General features: G+C 64.3%; 26 protein-coding genes and 1 tRNA gene. 16 read left to right on the plus strand and 11 right to left on the minus strand.

What is annotated here, in order from left to right:
* The first annotated feature begins 12 nt into the window (after window positions 1-12).
* From pstC to phoU, 4 genes are all read left to right on the plus strand, one after another.
* On the plus strand, window positions 13-981 hold the full coding sequence (gene pstC / locus HOP03_00790; GenBank protein ID NOT86700.1) for a phosphate ABC transporter permease subunit PstC: 969 nt from the start codon (window positions 13-15) through the stop codon (window positions 979-981).
* Complete coding sequence (gene pstA, locus HOP03_00795; protein ID NOT86701.1) at window positions 981-1,892, plus strand: phosphate ABC transporter permease PstA; 912 nt, start codon at window positions 981-983, stop codon at window positions 1,890-1,892. The genes pstC and pstA overlap by 1 nt, the downstream gene beginning before the upstream one ends.
* 19 nt (window positions 1,893-1,911) lie before the next feature.
* Window positions 1,912-2,769 (plus strand): phosphate ABC transporter ATP-binding protein PstB, encoded by an 858-nt coding sequence (gene pstB, locus HOP03_00800; protein NOT86702.1) that lies wholly within the window; start codon window positions 1,912-1,914, stop codon window positions 2,767-2,769.
* Window positions 2,770-2,839: 70 nt separating this feature from the next.
* A complete protein-coding gene (gene phoU, locus HOP03_00805; GenBank protein NOT86703.1) occupies window positions 2,840-3,544 on the plus strand; it encodes a phosphate signaling complex protein PhoU in 705 nt (234 codons plus the stop codon).
* 107 nt (window positions 3,545-3,651) lie between these two features.
* On the opposite strand, the gene HOP03_00810 is transcribed toward phoU, so the two are convergent.
* Window positions 3,652-3,996: a helix-turn-helix transcriptional regulator gene (locus HOP03_00810; GenBank protein NOT86704.1), complete on the minus strand. Its 345-nt coding sequence runs from the start codon at window positions 3,994-3,996 to the stop codon at window positions 3,652-3,654.
* Window positions 3,997-4,232: 236 nt separating this feature from the next.
* Between HOP03_00810 and HOP03_00815 the strand changes: the two genes are divergently transcribed.
* The 5 genes from HOP03_00815 (at window position 4,233) to rnt (ending at window position 7,830) form a co-directional block, all read left to right on the plus strand.
* The gene (locus HOP03_00815) at window positions 4,233-4,796 is read left to right on the plus strand and encodes an RNA polymerase sigma factor (GenBank protein ID NOT86705.1); all 564 of its coding nucleotides are present in this window, start codon (window positions 4,233-4,235) and stop codon (window positions 4,794-4,796) included.
* Window positions 4,797-4,845: 49 nt separating this feature from the next.
* Window positions 4,846-5,421 carry an EF-hand domain-containing protein gene (locus HOP03_00820; GenBank protein NOT86706.1) on the plus strand — a complete coding sequence of 192 codons (576 nt, stop codon included), beginning with the start codon at window positions 4,846-4,848 and terminating at the stop codon, window positions 5,419-5,421.
* A gap of 106 nt (window positions 5,422-5,527) precedes the next feature.
* Complete coding sequence (locus HOP03_00825) at window positions 5,528-6,385, plus strand: DUF692 domain-containing protein (GenBank protein ID NOT86707.1); 858 nt, start codon at window positions 5,528-5,530, stop codon at window positions 6,383-6,385.
* A 1-nt stretch (window position 6,386) separates the two neighbouring features.
* A complete protein-coding gene (locus HOP03_00830) occupies window positions 6,387-7,154 on the plus strand; it encodes a DUF2063 domain-containing protein (protein ID NOT86708.1) in 768 nt (255 codons plus the stop codon).
* An 85-nt stretch (window positions 7,155-7,239) separates the two neighbouring features.
* Window positions 7,240-7,830, plus strand: coding sequence for a ribonuclease T (gene rnt / locus HOP03_00835; GenBank protein ID NOT86709.1), 591 nt, complete (start codon window positions 7,240-7,242; stop codon window positions 7,828-7,830).
* A gap of 59 nt (window positions 7,831-7,889) precedes the next feature.
* Here the strand turns inward: rnt and HOP03_00840 are convergent, their stop codons facing one another.
* Both HOP03_00840 and rlmB read right to left on the minus strand, forming a co-directional pair.
* Entirely contained in the window at window positions 7,890-8,159 is a 270-nt protein-coding gene (locus tag HOP03_00840) for a hypothetical protein (GenBank protein ID NOT86710.1), read from the minus strand.
* 26 nt (window positions 8,160-8,185) lie between these two features.
* Window positions 8,186-8,962: a 23S rRNA (guanosine(2251)-2'-O)-methyltransferase RlmB gene (gene rlmB / locus HOP03_00845; protein ID NOT86711.1), complete on the minus strand. Its 777-nt coding sequence runs from the start codon at window positions 8,960-8,962 to the stop codon at window positions 8,186-8,188.
* A gap of 76 nt (window positions 8,963-9,038) precedes the next feature.
* Between rlmB and HOP03_00850 the strand changes: the two genes are divergently transcribed.
* The gene (locus HOP03_00850) at window positions 9,039-10,328 is read left to right on the plus strand and encodes a TIGR03862 family flavoprotein (GenBank protein NOT86712.1); all 1,290 of its coding nucleotides are present in this window, start codon (window positions 9,039-9,041) and stop codon (window positions 10,326-10,328) included.
* Between the two features lie 48 nt (window positions 10,329-10,376).
* On the opposite strand, the gene rnr is transcribed toward HOP03_00850, so the two are convergent.
* Window positions 10,377-12,926 carry a ribonuclease R gene (gene rnr, locus HOP03_00855; GenBank protein NOT86713.1) on the minus strand — a complete coding sequence of 850 codons (2,550 nt, stop codon included), beginning with the start codon at window positions 12,924-12,926 and terminating at the stop codon, window positions 10,377-10,379.
* A gap of 105 nt (window positions 12,927-13,031) precedes the next feature.
* Between rnr and HOP03_00860 the strand changes: the two genes are divergently transcribed.
* Both HOP03_00860 and HOP03_00865 read left to right on the plus strand, forming a co-directional pair.
* A tRNA-Leu gene (locus tag HOP03_00860) sits at window positions 13,032-13,116 on the plus strand.
* A 384-nt stretch (window positions 13,117-13,500) separates the two neighbouring features.
* Window positions 13,501-14,484 carry an NAD(P)-dependent alcohol dehydrogenase gene (locus HOP03_00865; protein ID NOT86714.1) on the plus strand — a complete coding sequence of 328 codons (984 nt, stop codon included), beginning with the start codon at window positions 13,501-13,503 and terminating at the stop codon, window positions 14,482-14,484.
* A gap of 150 nt (window positions 14,485-14,634) precedes the next feature.
* Here the strand turns inward: HOP03_00865 and HOP03_00870 are convergent, their stop codons facing one another.
* From HOP03_00870 to ffh, 6 genes are all read right to left on the minus strand, one after another.
* Window positions 14,635-15,033: an RNA-binding S4 domain-containing protein gene (locus HOP03_00870; GenBank protein ID NOT86715.1), complete on the minus strand. Its 399-nt coding sequence runs from the start codon at window positions 15,031-15,033 to the stop codon at window positions 14,635-14,637.
* A gap of 97 nt (window positions 15,034-15,130) precedes the next feature.
* A complete protein-coding gene (rplS, locus tag HOP03_00875) occupies window positions 15,131-15,529 on the minus strand; it encodes a 50S ribosomal protein L19 (protein ID NOT86716.1) in 399 nt (132 codons plus the stop codon).
* Between the two features lie 122 nt (window positions 15,530-15,651).
* Window positions 15,652-16,422, minus strand: a complete 771-nt coding sequence (gene trmD / locus HOP03_00880) for a tRNA (guanosine(37)-N1)-methyltransferase TrmD (protein ID NOT86717.1) — start codon at window positions 16,420-16,422, stop codon at window positions 15,652-15,654.
* A 17-nt stretch (window positions 16,423-16,439) separates the two neighbouring features.
* Complete coding sequence (rimM, locus tag HOP03_00885; GenBank protein ID NOT86718.1) at window positions 16,440-16,952, minus strand: ribosome maturation factor RimM; 513 nt, start codon at window positions 16,950-16,952, stop codon at window positions 16,440-16,442.
* Between the two features lie 35 nt (window positions 16,953-16,987).
* Window positions 16,988-17,269, minus strand: coding sequence for a 30S ribosomal protein S16 (gene rpsP, locus HOP03_00890; protein ID NOT86719.1), 282 nt, complete (start codon window positions 17,267-17,269; stop codon window positions 16,988-16,990).
* 196 nt (window positions 17,270-17,465) lie between these two features.
* Window positions 17,466-18,833 (minus strand): signal recognition particle protein, encoded by a 1,368-nt coding sequence (ffh, locus tag HOP03_00895; GenBank protein NOT86720.1) that lies wholly within the window; start codon window positions 18,831-18,833, stop codon window positions 17,466-17,468.
* Between the two features lie 75 nt (window positions 18,834-18,908).
* Here ffh and ccsA point away from each other — a divergent pair, with 75 nt between their 5' ends.
* The 3 genes from ccsA to aqpZ all read left to right on the plus strand — a co-directional run bounded on the left by ccsA (window position 18,909) and on the right by aqpZ (window position 21,181).
* Window positions 18,909-19,697: a cytochrome c biogenesis protein CcsA gene (gene ccsA / locus HOP03_00900; protein NOT86721.1), complete on the plus strand. Its 789-nt coding sequence runs from the start codon at window positions 18,909-18,911 to the stop codon at window positions 19,695-19,697.
* Between the two features lie 203 nt (window positions 19,698-19,900).
* Window positions 19,901-20,368, plus strand: a complete 468-nt coding sequence (locus HOP03_00905; GenBank protein ID NOT86722.1) for a hypothetical protein — start codon at window positions 19,901-19,903, stop codon at window positions 20,366-20,368.
* A 96-nt stretch (window positions 20,369-20,464) separates the two neighbouring features.
* Window positions 20,465-21,181 carry an aquaporin Z gene (aqpZ, locus tag HOP03_00910; protein NOT86723.1) on the plus strand — a complete coding sequence of 239 codons (717 nt, stop codon included), beginning with the start codon at window positions 20,465-20,467 and terminating at the stop codon, window positions 21,179-21,181.
* A gap of 78 nt (window positions 21,182-21,259) precedes the next feature.
* Here aqpZ and HOP03_00915 read toward each other — a convergent pair whose 3' ends face one another.
* Window positions 21,260-22,132, minus strand: coding sequence for a pirin family protein (locus HOP03_00915; GenBank protein NOT86724.1), 873 nt, complete (start codon window positions 22,130-22,132; stop codon window positions 21,260-21,262).
* Between the two features lie 178 nt (window positions 22,133-22,310).
* Here HOP03_00915 and HOP03_00920 point away from each other — a divergent pair, with 178 nt between their 5' ends.
* Window positions 22,311-23,474 carry an extracellular solute-binding protein gene (locus HOP03_00920; protein NOT86725.1) on the plus strand — a complete coding sequence of 388 codons (1,164 nt, stop codon included), beginning with the start codon at window positions 22,311-22,313 and terminating at the stop codon, window positions 23,472-23,474.
* Window positions 23,475-23,518: the final 44 nt, after the last annotated feature.

Below are 23,518 nucleotides of genomic sequence, written 5' to 3' on the forward strand. Positions count from 1 at the left end.
TCACGCTTCTGCATGAGCACTCACTCGATTTCCCTGCCCGCCTCCCGACGCGACGTCCTCGATACGCGCGCGGACCGCGGTTTCCGCTGGCTGGTGACCAGCGCAGGCATCGTAGTGCTGATCTCGCTGGCTGCCGCCGCATTCTCGATGTTGTGGGGCGGGCTTGAAGCCTTCGAAAAATTCGGTCTCGCCTTTCTCTGGCGCGACGCCTGGGACCCGGTGCTGCAGGACTTCGGCGCGCGCGTGCCGATCTTCGGTACGCTCGTCACCGCCTTCATCGCCCTGCTGATCGCGGTACCGGTCAGTTTCGGCATCGCGATGTTCCTGACCGAGATCGCGCCGCGCTGGCTGCGCACGCCGGTCGGCACTGCGATCGAACTGCTCGCAGGTATCCCCTCGATCATCTACGGCATGTGGGGCCTGTTCGTGCTGGTGCCGTTCCTGTCGCTGCACGTCTATCCGTGGGTCGATGAAAACCTCGGACAACTTCCGGTCGTCGGCACATTGTTTTCCGGCCCGCCGCTCGGTCTCGGCATGGGCACCGCCGGTCTGGTGCTGGCGATCATGGTCATCCCGTTCATCAGCTCGGTCATGCGCGAAGTCTTCCTGACCGTACCCGGCCGATTGAAGGAATCCGCCTATGCGTTGGGTTCCACGCGCTGGGAGGTGATCTGGGACATCGTGCTGCCCTACACCCGCTCCGCGGTGATCGGCGGCATCTTCCTCGGCCTGGGCCGCGCGCTCGGCGAAACCATGGCGGTGACCTTCGTGCTCGGCAACGCGCACCGCTTGAGTCTCTCCCTGCTGGAACCGGGCAATTCCATCGCCGCCAGCATCGCCAACGAATTCTCCGAAGCCGATTCGCCGATGTATCTGTCGTCGCTGATCGCCTTGGGCTTCGTGCTGTTTCTCGTCACTTTCGTGGTGCTGACCATCGCGCGGCTGATGCTGCGCCAACTCAAAAAGCGCGAGGGCAACTGATGGCTGTCGCTTCCAACCCGCCTGCGTCGCCTGCCCGCAAGGTTTCCGCATCGCAGAATTCGCTTTACCTGCAGCGCAGGATCAAGAACATCGTGGCCCAGTCGCTTGCGGTTCTGGCCACCCTTTTCGGGCTGTTCTGGCTCGGCTGGATCCTGTGGACCACGCTGAGCAAAGGCATCAGCTCGCTCAATCTTGCGCTGTTCACCGAAATGACGCCGCCGCCCGGCGATACCGGCGGCATGGCGAACGCGTTCATGGGCAGCGTCATCATGAGCCTGCTCGGGATCGTCATCGGTACGCCGGTGGGCGTGTTGGCCGGCACCTTCCTCGCCGAATACTCGCGCAGCACGTGGGCGTCGCGGCTCGGCGAAACCGTCCGCTTCGTCAACGACATCCTGCTCTCGGCGCCGTCGATCGTGCTCGGTCTGTTCGTCTACACCCTCGTGGTCGCCCGGATGGGCCACTTCTCGGCGTTGGCCGGCGGGATCGCCCTCGCCTTCATCGTCCTGCCGGTCGTGGTCCGCACCACCGACGAAATGCTGCGCCTGGTACCGGCGCAGATGCGCGAAGCCGCGCTGTCGCTGGGCGTGCCGCAGTGGAAGGTCACGGTACAGGTGCTCTACCGCAGCGCATCCGCGGGCATCGTCACCGGCATCCTGCTCGCGCTGGCCCGGATCAGCGGCGAAACCGCGCCGCTGCTGTTCACCGCGCTCAACAACCAGTACTGGACCACCGATCTGATGTCGCCGATGGCGAACGTGCCGGTGGTGATCTTCCAGTTCGCGATGAGTCCGTTCGAGAACTGGCACACGCTGGCGTGGGCGGGCGCATTCATCCTGACCATGTTCGTGCTCGCCATCAGCCTCCTCGCGCGCGCCATCCTGCTTCGCAACAAGATTTCCCATGACTGACTTCGCCCGGAACACGCTCATGACCACTGCGACCAATGCGGACAGCCAGACGTCTTCCGCCCAGCACCAGCACGGCAGCACGCATCGGATCGTCGCCGCACAGCGCGACGCCATGACCGCCGCGCCCGTGAAACTCAGCGCCAAAAGCCTGGATTTCTACTACGACAAGTTTCTTGCGCTGAAGAAAATCGACCTGGATATCCCTGAAAAACGGGTGACCGCGCTGATCGGCCCGTCCGGCTGCGGCAAGTCCACGCTGCTGCGCATCTTCAATCGCATCTACGCCCTGTATCCGAAGATGACGGCGGTCGGCGAAGTGCTGCTGGACGGCGAGAACATCCTAGATCCGAAGTATCCGATGAACCGGCTGCGCAGCAAGGTCGGCATGGTATTCCAGAAGCCGGTGCCGTTCCCGATGACGATCTTCGAGAACGTCGCCTACGGCATCCGTCACCACGAGCGCCTGTCGAAAGCGGACATGGCGGTGCGCGTCGAAGAAGCGCTCAAACAGGCGGCGCTGTGGGACGAAGTGAAGGACAAGCTCGGCCAGAGCGCGCTGGGTCTGTCCGGCGGCCAGCAGCAGCGGTTGTGCATCGCGCGCGCGGTCGCGCTGCGACCGGACGTGCTGCTGCTCGACGAGCCGACCTCGGCGCTGGATCCGATCTCGACCAGCCGCATCGAACAACTCATCGAAGAGTTGAAGCGGAACTACACCATCGCGATCGTCACCCACAACATGCAGCAGGCCGCGCGCGTCTCCGACTACACCGCGTTCATGTACCTCGGCGATCTGATCGAACACGACGTCACCGAAAAGATTTTCTCGAAACCATCGAAACAGCAGACCGAGGATTACATCACCGGAAGATTCGGGTGACACTCGAAGCCCGCGCTGCCGGAACCGATCCGACCTCCGCCCGTTCCCATTGTCCATTCACGAGTTGCCGATGAACACGCAATCCCACGACCATATCGTCAAAAGCCACGACGACGAACGCCGCGTCATGCTGGACGAAATCCTGCGCATGGGCGAAATGGCCGCAGCACAGCTGGAAGCCGCGCTCGATGTGGTCGATCGCCGCGACGGCAAGGCCGCCGAACGGATCATCGCCAACGACGAGGCCATCGACGCGCTGGAATTGCAGGTCAGCCACGACGCGATGAAGCTCGCGCTGCGCGGCCCACTGGCCCGCGATCTGCGCGAGATTCTCGCCGCGCTGCGGATCGCTTCCGACATCGAACGCATCGGCGACTACGCCTCGAACGTCGCCAAGCGTTCGATGGCGCTGAACCTCTCGCCGCCGTTGCCGCACACGCGCGGCCTGGGCAGCCTCGGCCGTCTGGTCGTGCGCCAGGTGCGCAAAGTGCTGGCCGCCTATCGCGATGGCGATATCGAAGCCGCACAGCAGGTGCGCGCCGAGGACGCGGAGATCGACACGCAATACACCGGCCTGTTCCGCGAACTGCTGACCTACATGATGGAAGACCCGCGGGTGATCACGCCCTGCACGCATCTGCTGTTCATGGCCAAGAATCTGGAGCGCGTGGGCGACCACGCGACCAATATCGCCGAGAACATCTGGTTCCAGGAATACGGCGAAGGCCCGATGCCGCCGCGCGTGAAGCGCGACGAAACCAATATCGCGGGTTGAAGCATTTGCGATCCGGAACGAGGCCGCCGCAGGGCGGCCTCTTGCGTTCAGGCAACTATGGCCTGCGCATGCCTGATGCGAACGAAGGCCGGACTCGGCTGAGCCGCTTAAGGCTTGCCCTTCGTGGCCCTGCCCGGCCCGCAGGCCATCGGTGCGCAGACGTCGGCATTGCCGCCGCAGCAGTTTTCGGTCAGGAATCCGAGCAGCGCACGCATGGCATCGAAATCGGCGCGATAGCAGATGAAGCGGCCACGCGGCTCGGCCTGGACCAATCCGGCCGCCGCCAGCTCCTTGAGATGAAAGGACAACGTGGCCCCGGCGAGCGACAGGGCTTCGGCGATCTCGCCCGGCATGCGCCCCTCCGGTCCAGCCTGGACCAGGCATCGGAAGACGGACAGACGGGTGGACTGGCCGAGGGCGGCAAGGGCGGCGGTAGCCTGCTTGATTTCCATTAATCCATAATCCCGGAATGATGGAAGGATTATCCTTCAAAGACGGCACTTTCCACGAAGGGCGTCCGGACTGCCGATGGCCTGACCCGCCGCCTCCTGATTCTCGACTTTAAACGACGCCTGAATCCAGTCGCCATCGAAGCACCCGCTGCGCACCCGGCACGCCCCGGCCTAACTCTTTGTGCACAACCGCAGACGCCGCAACGCGTAGATTGCGGACCTTCGAAGGAGAGACCGTGCAACAACAGCCCCCCGCATTCCAGGATTCGCTCGCCGCCGCCCGCGACGGAGACCTCCGTGCGCTCGAACGGGTTCTGGTGCGTTCGCGCCAGGATCTGCGCCGCTACGCCGAGTATCACTGCGGGATCAACGACATCGAAGATGCCGTGCAGGAGAGCCTGTTGCTGGTGTCGCGCAAGCTCAAGGCGCTGCGCGAACTCGACGCCTACAACTCGTGGCTGTTCCGGATCGTCAAGCGCGAATGCACGCGGATGAAACGCGCCACGCGCTACCTGCTGATGCAGCCGACCGATCTCGAAGAAATCGATGGCCCGCATTACCCCGCACCTACCGGGCTGCTCCGCGATGTCGCCCATGCGCTCGCCGCGCTGCCCGCCCATTACCGCGAGATCATCCTGCTCCGCGATCTTGAAGGCCACACCATCGGTGAGATCGCGGCGTCACTGTCGCTGCACCCGGAAGCCGCCAAAGCGCGGCTGCACCGCGCACGCAGTCTCGCCAGACAATATCTCGCGCCGCAGCCGGCGCCGCAGATGCAAACCGTTGCTGTTCCACGCTAGGATTCCCCACCCCAGCGTCCCGATTCCACCACTCAGGAGTAATACGTTCATGACCAGCACCAAGAAACCCGTCGCGATCGCCGTCTCCGCAGCCTTGGCCAGCGGCCTGCTGCTGTCCGGCTCCGCGTTCGCTTCGACCCACCTGACCCAGGGCTATCTGCTCGGCGCCGACGCTGCTGCTGGCGACAAGGCCACACAGGGCAGTTGTGGTGCCGACAAGAAGCCGGCCCAAGGCAGCTGTGGCGGCGACAAGAAGCCGGCCCAGGGCAGCTGTGGCGGCGACAAGAAGCCGGCCCAAGGCAGTTGCGGCGGGGCCAAGGCCGCCGAAGGCAGCTGTGGCATGGCGAAGATGGACACCGACAAGGACGGCAAGCTCTCCCGCGCCGAATTCGCTGCCGCCCATGACGGCAAGGACGACAAATTCGCATCGCACGATGGCAATGGCGACGGCTTCATCACCGCCGAAGAAATGAAAGCTGCCCACGAAGGCAAGTGCGGCGGTGACCACAAGGCCGCTGGTGAAGGCAAATGCGGTGAAGGCAAGTGCGGCGGCACCCAGCCGGCTGCCGACGGCAAAGCCGCCGAAGGCAAGTGCGGCGAGGGCAAATGCGGCGGCAGCATGTAATGCGATCGCGCCGTCGTCGCTGACGACGGCCTTCGTTCCGGGGCGGCCGCACTGCGGCCGTCCTGCGTTTCGGGCCAAGCATGCTTTACCAGCCACGGTTCACCCGATGACACCATTTCCGCTCCCGACAGACGCCGCTGCTGGTCTCGGCCTGCGTCGCCCGCTGCTGGCGGCGATGCGCAACGCCCCCGCCGGCAGCTTCGATTTCCTCGAAACCGCACCGGAGAACTGGATCGGCGTCGGCGGCGCGCTCGGCGAGGGCTTCGCCGATCTGGCTTCGCGCTATCCGGTGGTCTGCCACGGCCTGTCGCTGTCGGTAGGGGGGCCCGCGCCGCTGGACGACACGTTCCTGATCAAGGTGCGCAGGTTCATGGAGACGCACCGCTGTCCTCTGTACAGCGAACACCTCAGCGCCTGCGGCGACAGTCGCGGCCAACTGTACGACCTGCTGCCGCTGCCCTTCAGCGAAGCCTCCGTGCATCACGTCGCCGCGCGCATCCGCCGCACCCAGGAGATCCTCGGCCAGCGGATCGCGATCGAGAACATCTCGTACTACGCAGCGCCATTCCAGCGCATGAGCGAAATCGACTTCATCAACGCCGTGCTCGCCGAAGCGGACTGCATGATGCTGCTCGATGTGAACAACATCATCGTCAACGCCACGAATCACCGCTACGACCCGTCGGAATTCCTCGCCGCATTGCCTGGGGAACGCGTGGCGTACATCCACGTTGCCGGCCATTACGACGAGGCCGAAGACCTCAAGATCGACACCCACGGCAGCGCGGTCAACGCGCAGGTCTGGGCGCTGCTCGAGGAAGCGTATGGATTGTTCGGTCCGCGCCCCACCCTGCTGGAACGCGATTTCAACCTGCCGCCGTTCGAGGATCTGCTCGACGAACTCGGCCAGGTCCGACGCCGCATCGCCGGAGCGCCCGCGCATGACCAGCGCCACGCCGCCTGACATGAACGACATCCTTGCGAAGCAACAGGATGCGCTGGCTGCGCATATCCGCGATCCGGAACGCGTGCCACCGCCGTCCGGCATCGAAGAGCGCAGAGTGAAGATCTATCGCGAACTGTTCTTCAACAACGTCGAGAATCTGCTGGCCGGCAATTTTCCGGTGCTGCGCAGGCTTTACGGCGACGGTGGCTGGCAGGCGCTTGTCCGTGCGTTCTATCGCGATCACGACTGCCAGACGCCGCTGTTCACCGAACTGGCGCGCGAATTCCTGCGCTATCTGGATGCGCGCGCCCATACCGACGCGGGTCGCGACGATCCACCATGGCTGCGCGAGCTGGCGCATTACGAATGGATCGAACTCGCGCTGCAGATCAGCGAAGCGCGCAACGACGAGACCGCGCACGACCCGGAAGGCGATCTGCTCGAAGGCCGCCCTTGGGTCTCGCCGCTGGCGTGGCCGCTCGCGTATGCCTGGCCGGTGCACAGGATCGGCCCGGACTACCGGCCGGACACGCCGCCCGAGGCGCCGACCCTGCTCATGCTGCGCCGCGAAGCCGACGGCACCGTCAGCTTCCATGCGCTGACTCCGCTCGTGTTCCGGCTGCTGCAGCGACTCGACGCCGAACCGGCGCTGAGCGGCCACGAACACTTGCTGGCGCTGGCCGCGGAAGCCGTCGCGACTGATCCGGATGCTTTCCTCCACGAGGGCGCGACAATGCTCGCGCGGATGCGCGCGGAAGGCACGATCCTCGGCACCCGTCTGGACTGAGACTTCCGACAGCGGGGATGCGTGCGGCGTCTGCTAGGCTTGCCGCATGACCGAAGTCGCTGCCGCCCCCGTGCGCCATAAAAAGATGTCGGAGCGTTTCCGCGGCTATCTGCCGGTCGTGGTCGATGTGGAAACCGGCGGCTTCGACTGGAACCGTCACGCCCTGCTCGAAATCGCGGTGCAGCCGGTCGATCTCGACGAAAACGGCCTGCTCGTGCCCGGCGAAACCGCCAGCGCGCACCTGATCCCGGCGCCGGGCACCGAAATCGACCCGAAATCGCTGCAGATCACCGGCATCGATCTCGATCATCCGTTCCGGCTCGCCAAGGAAGAACGCGACGCGCTGGATCATGTGTTCGCCGCCGTGCGCGCCGCCGTGCGCAAATACGACTGCCAGCGCGCGATCCTGGTCGGTCACAACGCGCACTTCGATCTGAATTTCCTCAACGCCGCAGTCGCGCGCACCCAGCACAAGCGCAACCCGTTCCACCCCTTCAGCGTCTTCGACACCGTCAGTCTGGCCGGCGTGGCCTACGGCCAGACCGTCCTCGCGCGCGCGGTGCATGCCGCCGGGCTGTCGTGGAACAGTGAGGAAGCGCATTCGGCGGTGTACGACACCGAACGCACCGCCGAACTGTTCTGCAAGATCGTCAACGCCTGGCCACGGATGGCCTGAGCACGGCCGTTCGATGCTGATCCGCAGTCATCGCATGGCGACCGATACGGTCGCTGGCGTCAGCCGGGCTGCACAGTGATGGTTTGCCTCTGACGCCACCCGCGCGCGATGCCATAGATGCTGATCACGATCCACGTCATCTGCAGCAGGCAGACCGCAAGATTGAAACCGCCGAACAGCGAGACCAGGATGCAGCTCGATCCGGCGATATTGATCAATTGATAGGGCAGGCCAGTGCCGGAAAGCCGTCCACTCTGCAGCAGGAAATAGCTGCCGACCACCAGGAAAGAGCCCAGCAATCCAACCCAGTCGTACCATTGGAGATTCATTCGCGCTTCTTTCCTTCTTGTGATTTTTATTGCCGCTGACGCACGGCTTCGAACAACACGACACCGGTCGCGACCGACACGTTGAGGCTTTCCACGCCGGGCGATGACGATGCGAGGCCCGGCATCGGAATCATCACCAGCTCATCGCAATGCTCGCGGGTGAGCCGGCGCAGGCCATCGGCTTCTCCGCCGAGCGCCAACGCGACATTGCCGCGCAGATCGAGTTTGTACAGCGAGCCCGTGGCTTCGCCGGCAAGCCCGTAGATCCATACCCCGAGCTGCTGGATGTCGCGCATCGCACGGGCGAGATTGGTCACCCGCACCACGGGGATGCTGTCGGCCGCGCCGGCCGAAGTCTTGCGCACGGTCGCATTCACCTGCACCGCCTTGTCTTTGGGAATGATCACGGCGGTCACGCCTGCCGCAGCCGCACTGCGCAGGCACGCGCCCAGATTGTGCGGGTCCTGCACGCCGTCGAGCACCAGCAGCAGCGCCTTGCCGGCGGCGGCTTCGATAAGCTCGGGCAGATCGTCTTCGTTGTAGGTCTTGGCGGCGGCATAGCGCGCGACCACGCCCTGGTGGCGCAGGCCGCCAGCGACACCGTCCAGCGCATTGGTCGCGACCCGGCGCACGTCGATCTCCTTGCGCCGCGCGTTCTCTTCGATCTCGGTCAGGCGCGGATTCTTGGCGCTGGCTTCGATCAGCACTTCGCGGACATGCTCGGCATCGTGCTCGACCGCGGCAGCGACCGCGTTGATACCGACGATCCACGCTTTCTGGCTATTGGTTGATGGGTTGCTCATGGCGCTATTGTGCCGGGATGGGCAGCATTTTGCCCGCACCGCGCTATCATCCGCCGCCCTGCCCGAACCCTTGCGCATGTCGCCCAACCTGCCTTCCAGCACCGATGTCGCCATCGTCGGCGGCGGCCCCGCCGGGCTGATGGCGGCCGAGGTCGCGATCGCGGCCGGATTGCGGGTCGATCTGTTCGAGGCCAAGGGCTCGGTCGGGCGCAAATTCCTGATCGCCGGCAAGGGCGGACTCAACCTCACCCACAGCGAGCCGCGACCGGCATTCGATGCGCGCTACCGCGAACGGGCGACGCAGGTCGGGCACTGGCTCGATGCCTTCGACGGCGATGCGCTGCGCGAATGGACGCGTGGATTCGGCATCGAAACCTACGTCGGCAGCTCCGGACGCGTGTTCCCGATGGATCGCAAGGCCGCACCGCTGCTGCGCGGCTGGGTACGGCGGCTGCGCGAGCGCGGCGTGCGCATCCACGTCCACCATCGCTGGACCGGTTGGAACGAAACCGGAGCACTGCGCTTCGATACTGCCGACGGCGAACGCAGCACCGATGCCAAAGCCACGGTACTCGCACTCGGCGGCGCGAGCTGGCCGCAGCTCGGTTCCGACGGCATCTGGGTTCCGGTGCTGGACGAACGCGGCATCGACATCGCACCACTGCGCCCGTCGAACTGCGGTTTCGATATCGGCTGGAGCGAACATCTGTCGACCCGTCACGCGGGCGCACCGCTGAAACCGGTCATTGCGCACTGGCAGGGGCCGGACGGCGCGATGCATTCGCTGCAAGGCGAGTGCGTGATCACGGCCACCGGCATCGAAGGCAGCGCGATCTATGCGATCTCCGCCGACCTGCGCGAACGCATCCTGCGCGACGGCGAAACGATGCTGTGGCTGGACCTGGCGCCGGGTCGCGACGAAACGCGCCTGCATCGCGACCTGGAAAAACCGCGTGGCAAACGCAGCCTCGGCGAACACCTGCGTCGACAAACAGGGCTGGACGCCATCAAGATCGCGCTGCTGCATGAAGGATTGCCCCGCGATGCGATGACCGACATCGACACGCTGGTGCGCACGATCAAACGCCTGCCGCTGCGCCTACGCAGCGCGCGACCGATCGCCGAAACGATCAGCACCGCCGGCGGCGTGCGGCTGGAGGCGCTCGACGATGCACTGCAGGCGAACGCAATGCCCGGCGTGTTCTGCGCCGGTGAAATGCTGGACTGGGAAGCACCGACCGGCGGTTATCTGCTCACCGCGTGCTTCGCGAGCGGAATCATTGCGGGACGCGGGGCAGTGGCTGCATGTGGAAGCGACGGAAGTCGCGATCTGTCACCGGATTGCGGATCACACGACGGGGCTTGACCAGCCATTCGGCTCTTGAGAACCGCCCCTTCAACACACCCCACTTCGTCAATACTTCTGCTTCGGTCGCTTCGCCGGCTGCCCACGCGGCGGCGGCGGTGCGACGCCGCGTTCTTCCGCCAGCCGGAAATCGATCTTGCGTTCTTCCAGGCTGGCTTTGAGCACGATGATGGTGACGGGGTCGCCGAGCCGGAATATACGGCCCGTGCGTTCGCCGCTGAGCGTTTTCCGGATCGGATCGAAGTGGTAATAGTCGTTCGGCAACTGGGTCACGTGAATCAGGCCGTTGACCTTCGAGTCGTTCAGTTCCACGAACAGTCCGAAACTGGTCACGCCGCTGATGATGCCGTCGAACTTGCTGCCGACGTGTTTTTCCATCCATGCCGCACGATAACGCTCGTCGACTTCGCGCTCGGCTTCATCGGCACGGCGCGCGCGCTCCGAACACTGCAAGGCCAGCGCGGCCATGCCGCTCGAGGAATACGCGAACGCGGCGGGTTTCGCGCCGCTCAACGCATGTTTGATCGCGCGATGCACCAGAAGATCGGGATAACGCCGGATCGGAGAAGTGAAATGCGCGTAGGCATCGAGTGCGAGCCCGAAGTGGCCGATATTGTCGGGCGCGTACACGGCCAACGACTGGGTGCGCAGCAGCACCGACTCCAGCAGCGCGGCATCGGCGCGCTCGCGGATCTTGCCGAGGAATACCGTGAAATCCCGCGGCTCCACCGTCGCCCACGGCGGCATCCGCAGCTTGAATTCCTTCAGGAATTCGAGCAGATCGGCATACTTCGATTCCGGCGGCTTGTCGTGGATCCGGTAGGGTGCAGGTACCCGCTGCTTCAACAGATAACGCGCAGCCTCGACGTTCGCCGCGATCATGCATTCTTCGATCAGCTTGTGCGCGTCGTTGCGCTGGACCATGCCGGCCTGCACCACTTCGCCCTGCGGACCGAGCACGAAACGCACTTCGGTCGATTCGAATTCGATCGCGCCGCGCGCCTTGCGCGCCTTCGCCAGCACCTGATACAGCTGATGGAGTTGCTGGACCTGCGGCAGCAGCGAACCGATCCTGGCGATGGCGTCGGCGTCTTCCTCACCGACCGCCTGCCACACCTGGTTGTAGGTCAGGCGCGCATGCGAATGCATCACCGCTTCGTAGAACTTCGACTTGCCCACTTCGCCATCGAGTCCGACCTGCATGTCGCAGACGAAACACAGGCGGTCGACTTTCGGGTTCAGCGAGCAGATGCCGTTGGACAGGGTTTCCGGCAACATCGGCACCACGAAGCCCGGGAAATATACCGATGTCGCGCGCTTCTGCGCTTCGTCGTCGAGTGGTGCGCCGGGACGCACGTAATGCGAGACATCGGCGATCGCAACGATCAGGCGGAAACCGTTGCGGTTCGGTTCGCACCAGACGGCATCGTCGAAATCCTTGGCGTCTTCGCCATCGATGGTCACCAGCGGCAATTGGCGCAGGTCGACGCGTCCGACGATGTCGCGATCAGTCACCTGCAGCGGCACCGCAGTGGCTTCGGCGCTCACCTCGGGCGGAAATTCGTGCGGCAGGTCGTGGCCGTGGATCGCGGCTTCGACCACCAACGAGGGCGTCAGCTTGTCGCCCAGCACCGCCAACACCCGGCCGATCGGCGGCCTGTACGCATCGGGGGCGTGAACGATCTCGCACACCACGAGCTGGCCATTGTTCGCGTCCAATCGTGCGTCGGCGGGAATCTGCACATTGCGCTGGATACGGGCATCGTCCGGAATCACATAGCTGATCCCCGCTTCGAGCGTGAACCGGCCGATCAGGCGGTTGATGCGACGTTCGAGCACTTCGACGATCGCGCCCTCCCGACGACCGCGACGGTCGACGCCGGTGACACTGGCCATGACCCGATCGCCGTGCAAGACCTTGCGCATTTCCACCGGCGACAGGAAGAGGTCGTCGCCGGGGCCGGTGTCGGGGCGCAGGAAGCCGAAGCCATCGGGGTTGGCGATCACCGTACCGGCGATCAGATCCATCCGCGCCGCCGGCAGATAGCCGCCTCGGCGGTTCTGCAGCAGTTGCCCGTCGCGCAGCATCGCCGCCAGGCGCTTGCCTAGCGCATCGCGACGTTCAGGAGTGTCGAGACCAAGACGGTCGGCCACGATCTCCAACAGCATCGGGCCGTCTGCATCGCCCAGGAGCTTGAGGATCGCCTCGCGGCTCGGAATGGGATCGGCGTAACGGGAGGCTTCACGGGCCGCATGGGGGTCCTGTACGAAAGCACCGTGATGGGCAGGTTTGCGTACGGACGGTTTCGACGCACCTGTCGTGCCGAAGCTGTCGGGCAGCCAAGGCGCCGCCTTGGCGGACTTTCCGGCGGGCTTGCCTGAATTTCGTGATTTGGCTTGGCCGCTTGGCTTCGGACGCTTGGCCGAAGGTTGCGATGCCGTCGCTTTGGGGGCCTTGCCCGGTCCGGACGACGCAGGTTTGCGTGGATCGGGGCGGGGGGCGGAATTGGCGGGGGCGCCGTCAAGGGGCGCGCGTGGCGCGAGGGCCGGTCGTCTTCTTGGTGGTTTTTGACATCGGCCGCAAGTATACGTCGGCAAGCCCTGAACCGAGCCGATCCCGGCGGTGATCGGCCCTGCGATCGATCGCGGCTGCCCCTGCGGGCGTTGACATCGCGCGCGTCGCAACGCAACATACGCGCCCTTGCCCTGGTGGCGGAATTGGTAGACGCACTAGTTTCAGGTACTAGCGGGTAAAACCGTGGAGGTTCGAGTCCTCTCCTGGGCACCAAGCAATCGTCCGCAGATGTTCCTCTTACATCGCGCAGACAAACACCGGAACCCCGCGAAAGCGGGGTTTTTGTTGCCTGGATATCCCTTGGGCATACCGCACCGGCGATCAGTCAACGGTCACGTTTCCCGTGCTCTTCGCGGACCTGAAACCCAGAAGGGGCACTCACTGGCATCAGCACGACAGCATCAGCGCGACCAACGCCCCGACGCCATTCCGCGACGTTCCAGCTCAATGCGGATATCCGTTGGCTTTGGTCGCAGCCTCTCTCTGCAATACTGGCGTCTGACATGCCGCGTTTTTTGCGCGACATGAATCAGACGTAACATTTCTCGGATCCATGCCGTTTTCCCCATTCGAATCAATCGCGTCGAGGTCACTGCCGTGAAAGGAATCATCTACAAGAGATACGGAGATCCGGAAGTGCTCGAGATGTGCGAGCTTCCCAAGCCCGTCCCGCAGGATCACGAACTCCTGATTCGGGTCCGTGCCACCACAGTCAGCGCAGCGGACTGGCGGGTACGCAGCATGAAGTTGCCCTTGGGCTTCAACCTGCTTGGACCTCTCGCCTTCGGTATCCGGGCACCCAAGCAACCGATCCTCGGCACCGAACTTGCCGGCGATGTCGAAGCGGTGGGAAAGGCGGTGACGTCATTCAAAGCCGGGGATCAGGTCTTTGCCTATCCGGGCGGACGCATGGGCGCATACGTCGAATACATGTGCATGCCTGCGGACGGTGCGGTCGTCATCAAGCCATCGAACCTCAGCCATGAACAGGCAGCCGCCCTGTCCTTTGGGGGGTCCACCATGCTGGATTTCTTCCGAAGAGGCGCTCTTCAGAGTGGTGAGCGCGTCCTCATCAATGGCGCTTCCGGGGCGGTCGGTACTGCTGCGGTCCAACTCGCCAAACATTTCGGGGCGCATGTGACCGGCGTCTGCAGTACTGCCAACCTCGATCTGGTGAAATCCATCGGAGCCGACCAGGTGATCGACTACACCAAACAGGACTTCACGGCATCGGGCGAACAGTACGACGTGATCGTCGATACCGCGGGCACGGCGCCGTTCTCCCGCAGCCGTTCTTCGCTCTCCAGCGGCGGACGCCTGCTTCTGGTTCTTGCCGGCCTTCCTGAAATGTTGCGCGCGCCGTGGCACACGATGACGAGCAACAAAAAAGTCATCGCCGGGCCGTCGGTTGAACGCAACGAGTACCTGTACCAGCTTGCCGAACTGGCGGCGTCGGGAAAATTCCTGCCGGTCATCGACCGGACCTACGCTTTCGAGGAGATGGTTGCTGCGCACCGTTACGTCGATAAAGGCCACAAGAAAGGCAATGTCGTGATCACGATTGGCGCAAGAGACGAGTAATGCTTGCCGTGGTTCAAGGCAACGTTCCGCGGCATGGCGTAGCGTCGTGCCGCGCGCCTTGGTTGGCACGCACCGACCGCCGATTCACGTCCGTCATCGGCCGGTGATCTCATCGCTGATCGGATCCTGTCCCAACAGCCATCGGCATCTTCAAATGGCGTCGATGTCGCCCAAGGCGCGGATCAGGCGCCGCGCGCGTTTGTCGGGCTTGTGCTGCGGCGGCTGATAGCCCGCACGTCCGGCCCGCAGGCTCGCCAATGTCTCCAGCCGCCGGGTCTTCGCTGCTTCCGATTCGCTGTACAGCGTTTGCGCTGCCGATGCCGGCCCTCGCTGATCGCTCAAACCCGCGACGATGATCTCGAACGCCTCCTCGCCGCGCACGATCCGCATGGCGTCGCCCACGCGCACCGTGCGCGATGCTTTCGCGCGCTGCCCGCCGACATCGACCTTGCCGGTATCGATCGCCTGCTTGGCGAGACTGCGGGTGCGGTAGAAGCGCGCGGCCCACAACCAGAGATCGAGGCGAACGGTGGCGTCTTCGGTAGGCATGGCGGCGCGAGGAGTGGTCGAGAATGCGAGTGTAGCGCCAGCAACGAAAAGGCCACCTTGCGGTGGCCTTTTGCGGTACGGCTCGGAATCCAGCGGATCAGCCGGCTTTCGCTTCGCTCTTCGCCTTGGCGTGCATCGACAGATCTTCCTTGATACGCGCCTTCTTGCCTTCAAGGTTGCGCAGGTAATACAGCTTGCCCGCGCGCACCGCGCCGCGACGCTTCACCGTCACCGACTCGATCACCGCACTGTGGGTCTGGAACACGCGCTCGACGCCATAACCGTGCGAGATCTTGCGGACGGTGAACGCGGAATTGAGTCCGCCGTTCTTGATGCCGATCACCACGCCCTCATAGGCCTGCACGCGCTCGCGATTGCCTTCCTTGACCTTGACGTTGACGATGACGGTGTCGCCCGGACCGAAGTCCGGAAGCTTGCGCACGACCTGCTCGGCTTCGAACTGCTGCAGCAGCGTGTTGAGTGAGGGTTTGTTCATGGGACGGGCCTGTTGTTGATTGCCTTCGGGAGGCATGTTGTTGCGCGAGTGCACGTGGACCCGCGTCATGGCATGGGTAAAACGGTAAGCCGGGCATTATAAGGGGCAATTCCCTTGCGATGCTAGGGTTTGGGGAGACTGTGCGGCCCGTCGCGCTGTTCCGCCAAAAAGTCGTCCAGCAGGGCTCGATCCGCCTTTGACAGCGCCTCCCGATCAATGAGCTCCGGACGCCGCTGCCAGGTTCGTCCGAGCGACTGCTTGCGGCGCCAGCGGGCAATCTCGGCATGGTTGCCCGACAACAGCACCGCTGGAACACCGCCGATGGGGTGTTCCAGCGGACGCGTGTAATGCGGGCAATCGAGCAGCCCGCCTTCGCCTTCGAAGCTGTCCTGAATGGCCGATTCGGCATCGTTCAGCGCGCCCGGCAGCAACCGCGCGGTCGTATCGATGACCACCGCCGCCGCCAGCTCGCCGCCGGACAGGACGTAGTCACCGATCGAAAGCTCTTCGTCCACCCCCGCCTGCAGCAACCGCTCGTCGACCCCTTCGTATCGGCCGCAGAGCAGGATCAGCCGGTCGCGGCAGGCCAATTCCCGGGCCTTGGCCTGAGTCAGTGGTGCGCCCTGCGGACTCATGTAGATGACGCGGACGGGGCGCGGGTCCGCTTCTCGCGCCGCTTTCAGCGCAGCCTGCAGGGGATCGATCAACATCACCATGCCCGGGCCACCGCCGAATGGGCGGTCATCGACCCGACGGTAGTTCCCTTCGGCGTAATCGCGAGGATTCCAGCCGTGGATCGACAGCAGTCCCCGCTCCTGCGCGCGCCCGACCACACCGTGACCGGCGATCTGGGAGACGAATTCTGGAAACAGACTGACGACATCGATGCGCATGGCGTCGGAAGCTTCCATCAAAAATCCGCATCCCAATCGACGATGATCCGCCCACTCTCGAAATCGAGTGTTTTCACGTAATCCGGACGCGCGAACGGGATCAGCCGCTCACGGTCGCCGCGCACCACCATCACGTCGTTCGCGCCATTGGAGAAGACGCTGCCGACCGTGCCGAACTCGACGCCTTCAAGATTCGCGACGCGCATGCCTTCGAGGTCGACCCAATAGAATTCGCCGTCTTTCGGTGGCGGCAGCGCGCTGCGCAGCACGAAGAGCTCGGCCCCGCGCAAGGCTTCTGCGGCATCCCGGTCTTCGATGTCCGGGAGCGTACCGATCAGGCCTTTGCCGCCGACGCGTCCGCGTGCACCATCGATCTCGCGTTCGCGGCCCTGCACATCGCGCAGGATCAACGGCTGGTAGCGCAGCAGGTTGGTCTGCGGGTCGGTCAGGGATTCGAGTTTCAGTTCGCCACGCACGCCAAACGCGCCGTGGATCCTGCCTACCAGGATGCGGCGCGTTGGTGTATTCATCGGGGCGGCAGCCGCGAAGACTCGCGGCCAGACGCTCAGGCGGCGGGAGCCGCAGCGACAGCGGCGGCAGCGGCCTGCTTCGCGAACTGCTTGTAGAGATCAGCGACCTTGTCGGTCATCTGCGCGCCGTGGCCGATCCAGTGCTGGGTGCGCTCGACGTCGAGCTCCACGCGCTTTTCGCTACCGGTGGCGATCGGGTTGTAGTAACCCAGGCGCTCGATGTTGCGGCCATCGCGCGAGCTGCGGCTGTCGGTAACGATGATGTGATAGAAGGGACGCTTCTTCGCGCCGCCGCGGGTGAGACGAATCTTGACCATGAGACGATCTTTCCTGTGAAGCCCAGCTGCCGGAGTGGCAGGGTAAGCCGGCCATTATAGACGGCGGTTGTTTCCGGGGGAACCCTGTTCCCACCAAACCGCCAGCATGGCCGGCAAGGCGACCGGCAGAGCGGCCTTCAGTCCCGCCAGAAGGCCGGGAGCAATCTTATGGGAGCAGGCTGCTGTACGGGTTGGGTCACCGGAACGGCATGCCGCCCCTCCCACCCATCATGCCCTTCATGCCCCGCATCAGGCCCTTCATCCCGCCGGCGCTGAGTTTGCTCATCATCTTTTCCATCTGCTGGTACTGCTTCATCAGCTTGTTGACGTCGGCCGGGGTCAGGCCAGAGCCACGGGCGATGCGGGCGCGGCGCGAGCCGTTGAGCAACGCCGGGTTGCGGCGCTCCTTCTTGGTCATGGAGTTGATGACGGCGATCATGCGCGGCACTTCTCTGCCGGTGACCTGATTCTTGACCGCGTCCGGGATCTGGCCCATGCCCGGCAGTTTGTCCATCAGGCCACTGATTCCGCCCATGTTCTGCATCTGTTCGAGCTGGTCCTTCATATCGTTCAGGTCGAATTTCTTGCCCTTGGCGACCTTTTCGGCCAATTTCTGGGCCTTGTCCTTGTCGACCTGCTGTTCGACCTGCTCGACCAGCGAGAGCACGTCGCCCATGTCGAGGATGCGGCCTGCGGCGCGATCCGGATGGAAGACATCCAGACCATCGGGCTTCTCGCCGACACCGATGAACTTGATCGGCCGGCCGGTGATGTAGCGCACCGACAGGGCCGCACCGCCACGGGCATCGCCGTCGGTCTTGGTCAGCACCACGCCGGTCAACGGCAGCGCTTCGCTGAATGCCTTGGCGGTCGTCGCCGCGTCCTGGCCGGTCATCGCATCGACCACGAACAGGGTTTCGACCGGATTGACCGCCGCGTGCAGGGCCTTGATCTCGGCCATCATCGCGTCGTCGATGGCGAGGCGACCGGCGGTGTCGACGATCAGCACATCGACGTAGGACTTGCGCGCATCGTCGATCGCGGCGCGGACGATGGCTTCCGGCTTCTGCGACGCATCGGACGGGAAGAACAGGACATCGACCTGCTCCGCCAGCGTCTTGAGCTGCTCGATCGCGGCCGGGCGATACACGTCGGCGCTGACCACCATCACTTTCTTCTTGCGCTTCTCTTTCAGATGCTTGGCGAGCTTGCCCACCGTCGTGGTCTTGCCCGCGCCCTGCAGGCCGGCCATCAGGATCACCGCGGGCGCAGGCACGTTGAGGTTCAGATCGCTCGCCGTCGAGCCCATGACAGCGGCCAGTTCGTCGCGGACGATCTTGATCAGCGCCTGCCCCGGGCTCAGCGACTTCAGCACCTCCTGACCGACCGCGCGGACCTTGATCCGCTCGATCAGCGCCTGCACCACCGGCAGCGCGACATCGGCTTCGAGCAACGCAACGCGGACATCGCGGGTGGCCTCGCGGATGTTCTCCTCGGTCAACCGGCCGCGACCACGGAGGCGCTCGATGGTGCCGGACAGACGTTGGGTGAGGGACTCGAACATGGGCGCGGACCGCAGCGGAAAAGATGCCGATTATAAGCAGTGCGGGAAGGTATCGCCGTATGCGACACTGATTCGATGGCAATCGTTCTCATCGCATCGGCTCTGTATCTGTTGTCCACGGGATTGCTCGCGCGCCGGTTGGCGCAGTCCGGGCCCGTGGCGCCGCTCGGATTGTGGGTGTCGCCTGCGATCGCGGCCCTGCTGCATGGTGCTGCCCATGTGCTGACCTGGAGGGAGGCAGGCGGTGCGAATCTGCATTTCTTCTCGGCACTGTCGCTGGTCGGTCTGGGCATGGCCGTATTGACCCTCTTGATGGGGACGCGCGGGCGCATGGCCGCACTCGGCGTGATCGTATTTCCGATCGCCGCAGCGACGCTGATGCTCTACGGCTGGGTCGGCCGGCAGGACCCCCAACCCCTGGATTGGCGCCTGCAGTTGCATGCATGGTGCGCGTTGCTGGCCTACGCCACGCTGGCGATCGCTGCGGTATTGGCGATGCTGCTATGGCTGCAGGAGCGCGCACTGCGTCGACGCCGGCTGCACGGCTGGCTGCGCGCGTTGCCGCCGTTGGTGGAACTGGAAACGCTGCTGTTCCGCACGATCGCGGTCGGATTCATCCTGCTCACGGCCACCCTGCTGACCGGGGTGCTTTTCGTCGAAGATCTGATGGCCCAGCATTTGGCGCATAAAACCGTTTTCAGCGTGCTGTCGTGGCTCGGATTCGGCGCGTTGCTGATCGGCCGCAGGCGTTATGGCTGGCGCGGAGCGACCGCCGCAAGCTGGACTCTCATCGCGATGGCGCTGCTGGTGCTGGCGTTCTTCGGCAGCAATCTGGTGCTGGAGCTGTTGCTGCAGAGACGCTGATGGCCCGTCATCCCGATGACCGGGGTGGGTTCAGCTAACTGACCGAAAAAAAAATCGCCGCACCTCTGGAAACCCGAACTCGTGTAGCTTAAGTTTCAGTCGACGGACGCGACGCTTCGGGCTCGCTACGTTTTACGAGGACATCCAGATGTCCGGCGAACCGCCTGCATGGACGCGACACGTTCAAACACGGGGGAACTGTTGTGAAATCGAAGGTACCGACTTGGCTGTTGTCGCTCGCCGCACTCTGGGCAAGTGGCGCCTGTGGGCAAACCCACGCCCAGGACGCGTTCTCCGACTGTCCGGCCTTCCCGGCCGAGACCGCAACGTCCCTGCGCTGGGAAGTCTTGCGCATTCCCAACATGCTGCTGTGCCGCGCGATGCGGACCGACGATGCGACCGAAGCGTTCGCGATGACGATCAGTCCCGAATCGCCGTTCAAGCCACGCCGCGGCGACCGCGCCGAAGTCGGAAATCTGAATGGTCGGACGGTCCAGTGGTATCGCGGCATAGTCCCCAACGAACCTGATGTCCTGATCCGGGAAACATTGATCGAAGTCAGGAAAAATCTGGTGATCCACATTTTCATGCGCGCCAAGGACGCGGAGACCTTGGCGCAACACCAGCAATTCGTGCTGTCGCTGCCGATCCCTCCGCCGACCAACGACTGAGCCCCCGCAAAACCGCCCTCCCCCAGAGATGCGGCCACGCCCGGCATCACTGCGATACCGGGTCATGACATTCCGCTGTCGTCCAGGAGAAGGAGCATGCTCAAACGTCTGACCGCCGAGTTCCTCGGCACGTTCTGGCTGGTACTGGGCGGGTGCGGCAGCGCGGTACTCGCCGCCAATTTCGGCGGCGACGGCAATCCACTCGGGATCGGGCTGCTCGGCGTCTCGCTGGCCTTCGGTCTGACCGTGCTCACCGGCGCCTATGCGCTGGGGCATATTTCGGGTGGACACTTCAATCCGGCGGTGAGCTTCGGCCTGTGGGCTGGCGGCCGATTCCCCGCGAAGGATCTCGCACCCTACATCGTGGCGCAGGTGATCGGCGCCGTCGCTGCAGGATTCATCCTGTTCCAGATCGCCAGCGGTCGCCCCGATTTCGCCATCGACCCGTCATCCGCCGGGGCGTTTGCCACCAACGGTTACGACGCCTTGTCGCCCGGCGGCTACAGCGCAGCGGCGGCATTCCTGTGCGAAGTGGTCATGACCGCGTTCTTCCTGGTGGTGATCCTGGGCGCAACCCACAAGAACGCTCCGGCCGGCTTCGCACCGATCGCCATCGGCCTGGGCTTGACCCTGATCCATCTGATCAGTATCCCGGTCACCAACACATCCGTGAACCCGGCCCGTTCGACCGGTGTCGCGCTGTTCGTGGGCGGAGGCGCAGTCGAGCAGCTGTGGCTGTTCTGGCTGGCGCCGATCCTGGGCGGGCTGATCGGCGGCTTCCTCTACAAGTGGCTGGGCAACGACCGGAACTGATCGTCGACGCCAGAGGTCACGAACCAGGGTCGCGTCGCAGGACGCGGCCTTGAGTTTCGGCGATCGCCGGCGCCTGTTTCAGAACCGCCCCTCCTGGTAATCCACGAAGGCCTGCATCAGTTCCTCGCGGGTGTTCATCACGAACGGACCATGGCGTGCGACCGGCTCGCGCAACGGACGTCCCGCAACCAGTATCAGCCGCGCACCGTCCGCAGTCGCCCGCAGCGACAGCTCGTCGCCGCCACCCAGCACGCCGAGCTCCTGAGTTTCGACCGGGCGCGCATCAGCACCCTCTCCGACCGAAATGCCGCCTTCGTAGACGTACAAGAATGCGTTGTGACCCACGGGCAGCGCGCGTGCCCACACCGTGCCCGGCGCAAGCTCGATATCGAGATACAGCGGGTCGGTCGCCGGCTGCACGATCGGCCCGCGCACCGCAGCCCCGCTGGCATCCGCGACATCGCCGGCGATGACTTTCACCGTGACGCCTTCAGCCGGGTGCACCACCGGCATCCGCTCCGGCGCGAATTCCTGATACTGCGGCTCGCCCATCTTCAGCGCCGCCGGCAGGTTCACCCACAGTTGGAAGCCACGCATGCGGCCTTCCTGCTGTTCGGGCATTTCGGAATGGACCACGCCACGGCCAGCGGTCATCCACTGCACGGCACCCGGCACCAGCAGGCCTTCATTGCCGTGGTTGTCGCGGTGGCGCATGCGGCCATCCAGCATGTAGGTGACGGTTTCGAAGCCACGATGCGGATGTTCCGGGAAGCCGGCGATGTAATCCTCGGCGCGGTCGGTACCGAATTCGTCGAGCATCAGGAACGGGTCGAGGTCGGGCAACTGCTGGGTACCGATGACCCGGCGCAGCTTCACCCCGGCGCCATCGGAGGTCGGCATGCCGCGGACCTTGCGGGTGATGTGGGCATGGTTGACGTGGGGGTCGGACATGGTCGCTCCGGGTCAGTTTGGATCGCTACAGGATGTGGCCGCTGCCGAGCCGGCCCCAGCAACGGCGCTGGAACGGATCGTTTCGATTGGCATGCATATTGCTTTGAACGGCGGAACCGCGACGCTTATCACAGCATGCGCGGGATCCAGCACACAGCACTCTGGGAGACGCAACACGATGAACCGGAATATCGGAACCCTGATGGTCGGCGCGATGGCCCTTGTCGGCCTCGCTTCCTGCGGTAAGGATGCAGCCCCGGAGGCGGCAGCGCCGGAAGCGGCAGCGGCAGGCCCCCAGGTCCTCAACGTCTACAACTGGCCTGACTACATCGCCGAAGACACCATCAGGAACTTCGAAGCGAAGACCGGCATCAAGGTCAATTACGACCTTTACAGCAACAACGAAGTGCTCGAGCAGAAGCTCGCAGCATCGCCGGACGCCTACGATGTCATCTTCCCGTCGGCGCAGCCGTATGCGCAGCGGATGATCGCAACAGGCGGCCTGGCGTCGCTCGACAAAACCCGACTGGGCAACCTCAAGCACATCGATGCGGCGATCCTGGCGGAGCTGGGGAAATTCGATGCGGGCAATTCGCATGTCGTCCCGTACATGTGGGGAACGACCGGTCTGGGCATCAACGTCGGCAAGGTGCAAGCCGTGCTGGGCGCAGGCGCCCCCCTCGACAGTTGGAGCCTGCTCTTCGATCCGGCCACTGCGGCGAAACTGTCGAGTTGCGGCATCGGCCTGCTCGACAACGAGCTCGAATCGTTCTCGCCGGCCCTGATCTGGAAAGGCCGCGACCCCAACGATTTCAGCGCCGACGCCAACACCGTGGTGCGCGACATCTATGCCGCGATCCGTCCGCATATCCGCAAATACGGCAACGACAGCGAACTGATCGAAGGCCTCGCCAATGGAGAGCTGTGTCTGGTGCTCTCGTTTTCGGGCGACGTGCAGCAGGCACAGGCCCGCGCGCAGGAAATGGCGGACACCGCCAAGACCAAAGCCCCTGAAATCCGCTACGTGATTCCGCGCGAAGGCGCGATGCGCTGGACCGATGTGGTCGCGATTCCCAAGAGCGCCAAGAACATCGAGAACGCTCACCGCTTCCTGCAATACCTCATGGAGCCCGAAGTCATCGCCGACATCAGCAACTTCGTCGCCTATGCCAATGCGAACACCAGCGCCACGGATCTTCTGGACGATGCCGTGGCCGAAGACCCGGGCATTTATCCGCCCGCGGACGTCCGCGCCAAACTCAGCACCGCGCGCCCGCCCACCGAGGCCGAAGCCAAGGAACGCAAACTGGTCTGGAACAACATCATCTACGGCCTGATGTGACGCTTTGCGACCAGCCCGGGCGGCGATCGCGCCGTCCGGGTGGG

Source organism: Lysobacter sp., from assembly GCA_013141175.1.
Taxonomy (GTDB): Bacteria; Pseudomonadota; Gammaproteobacteria; order Xanthomonadales; family Xanthomonadaceae; genus Lysobacter_I.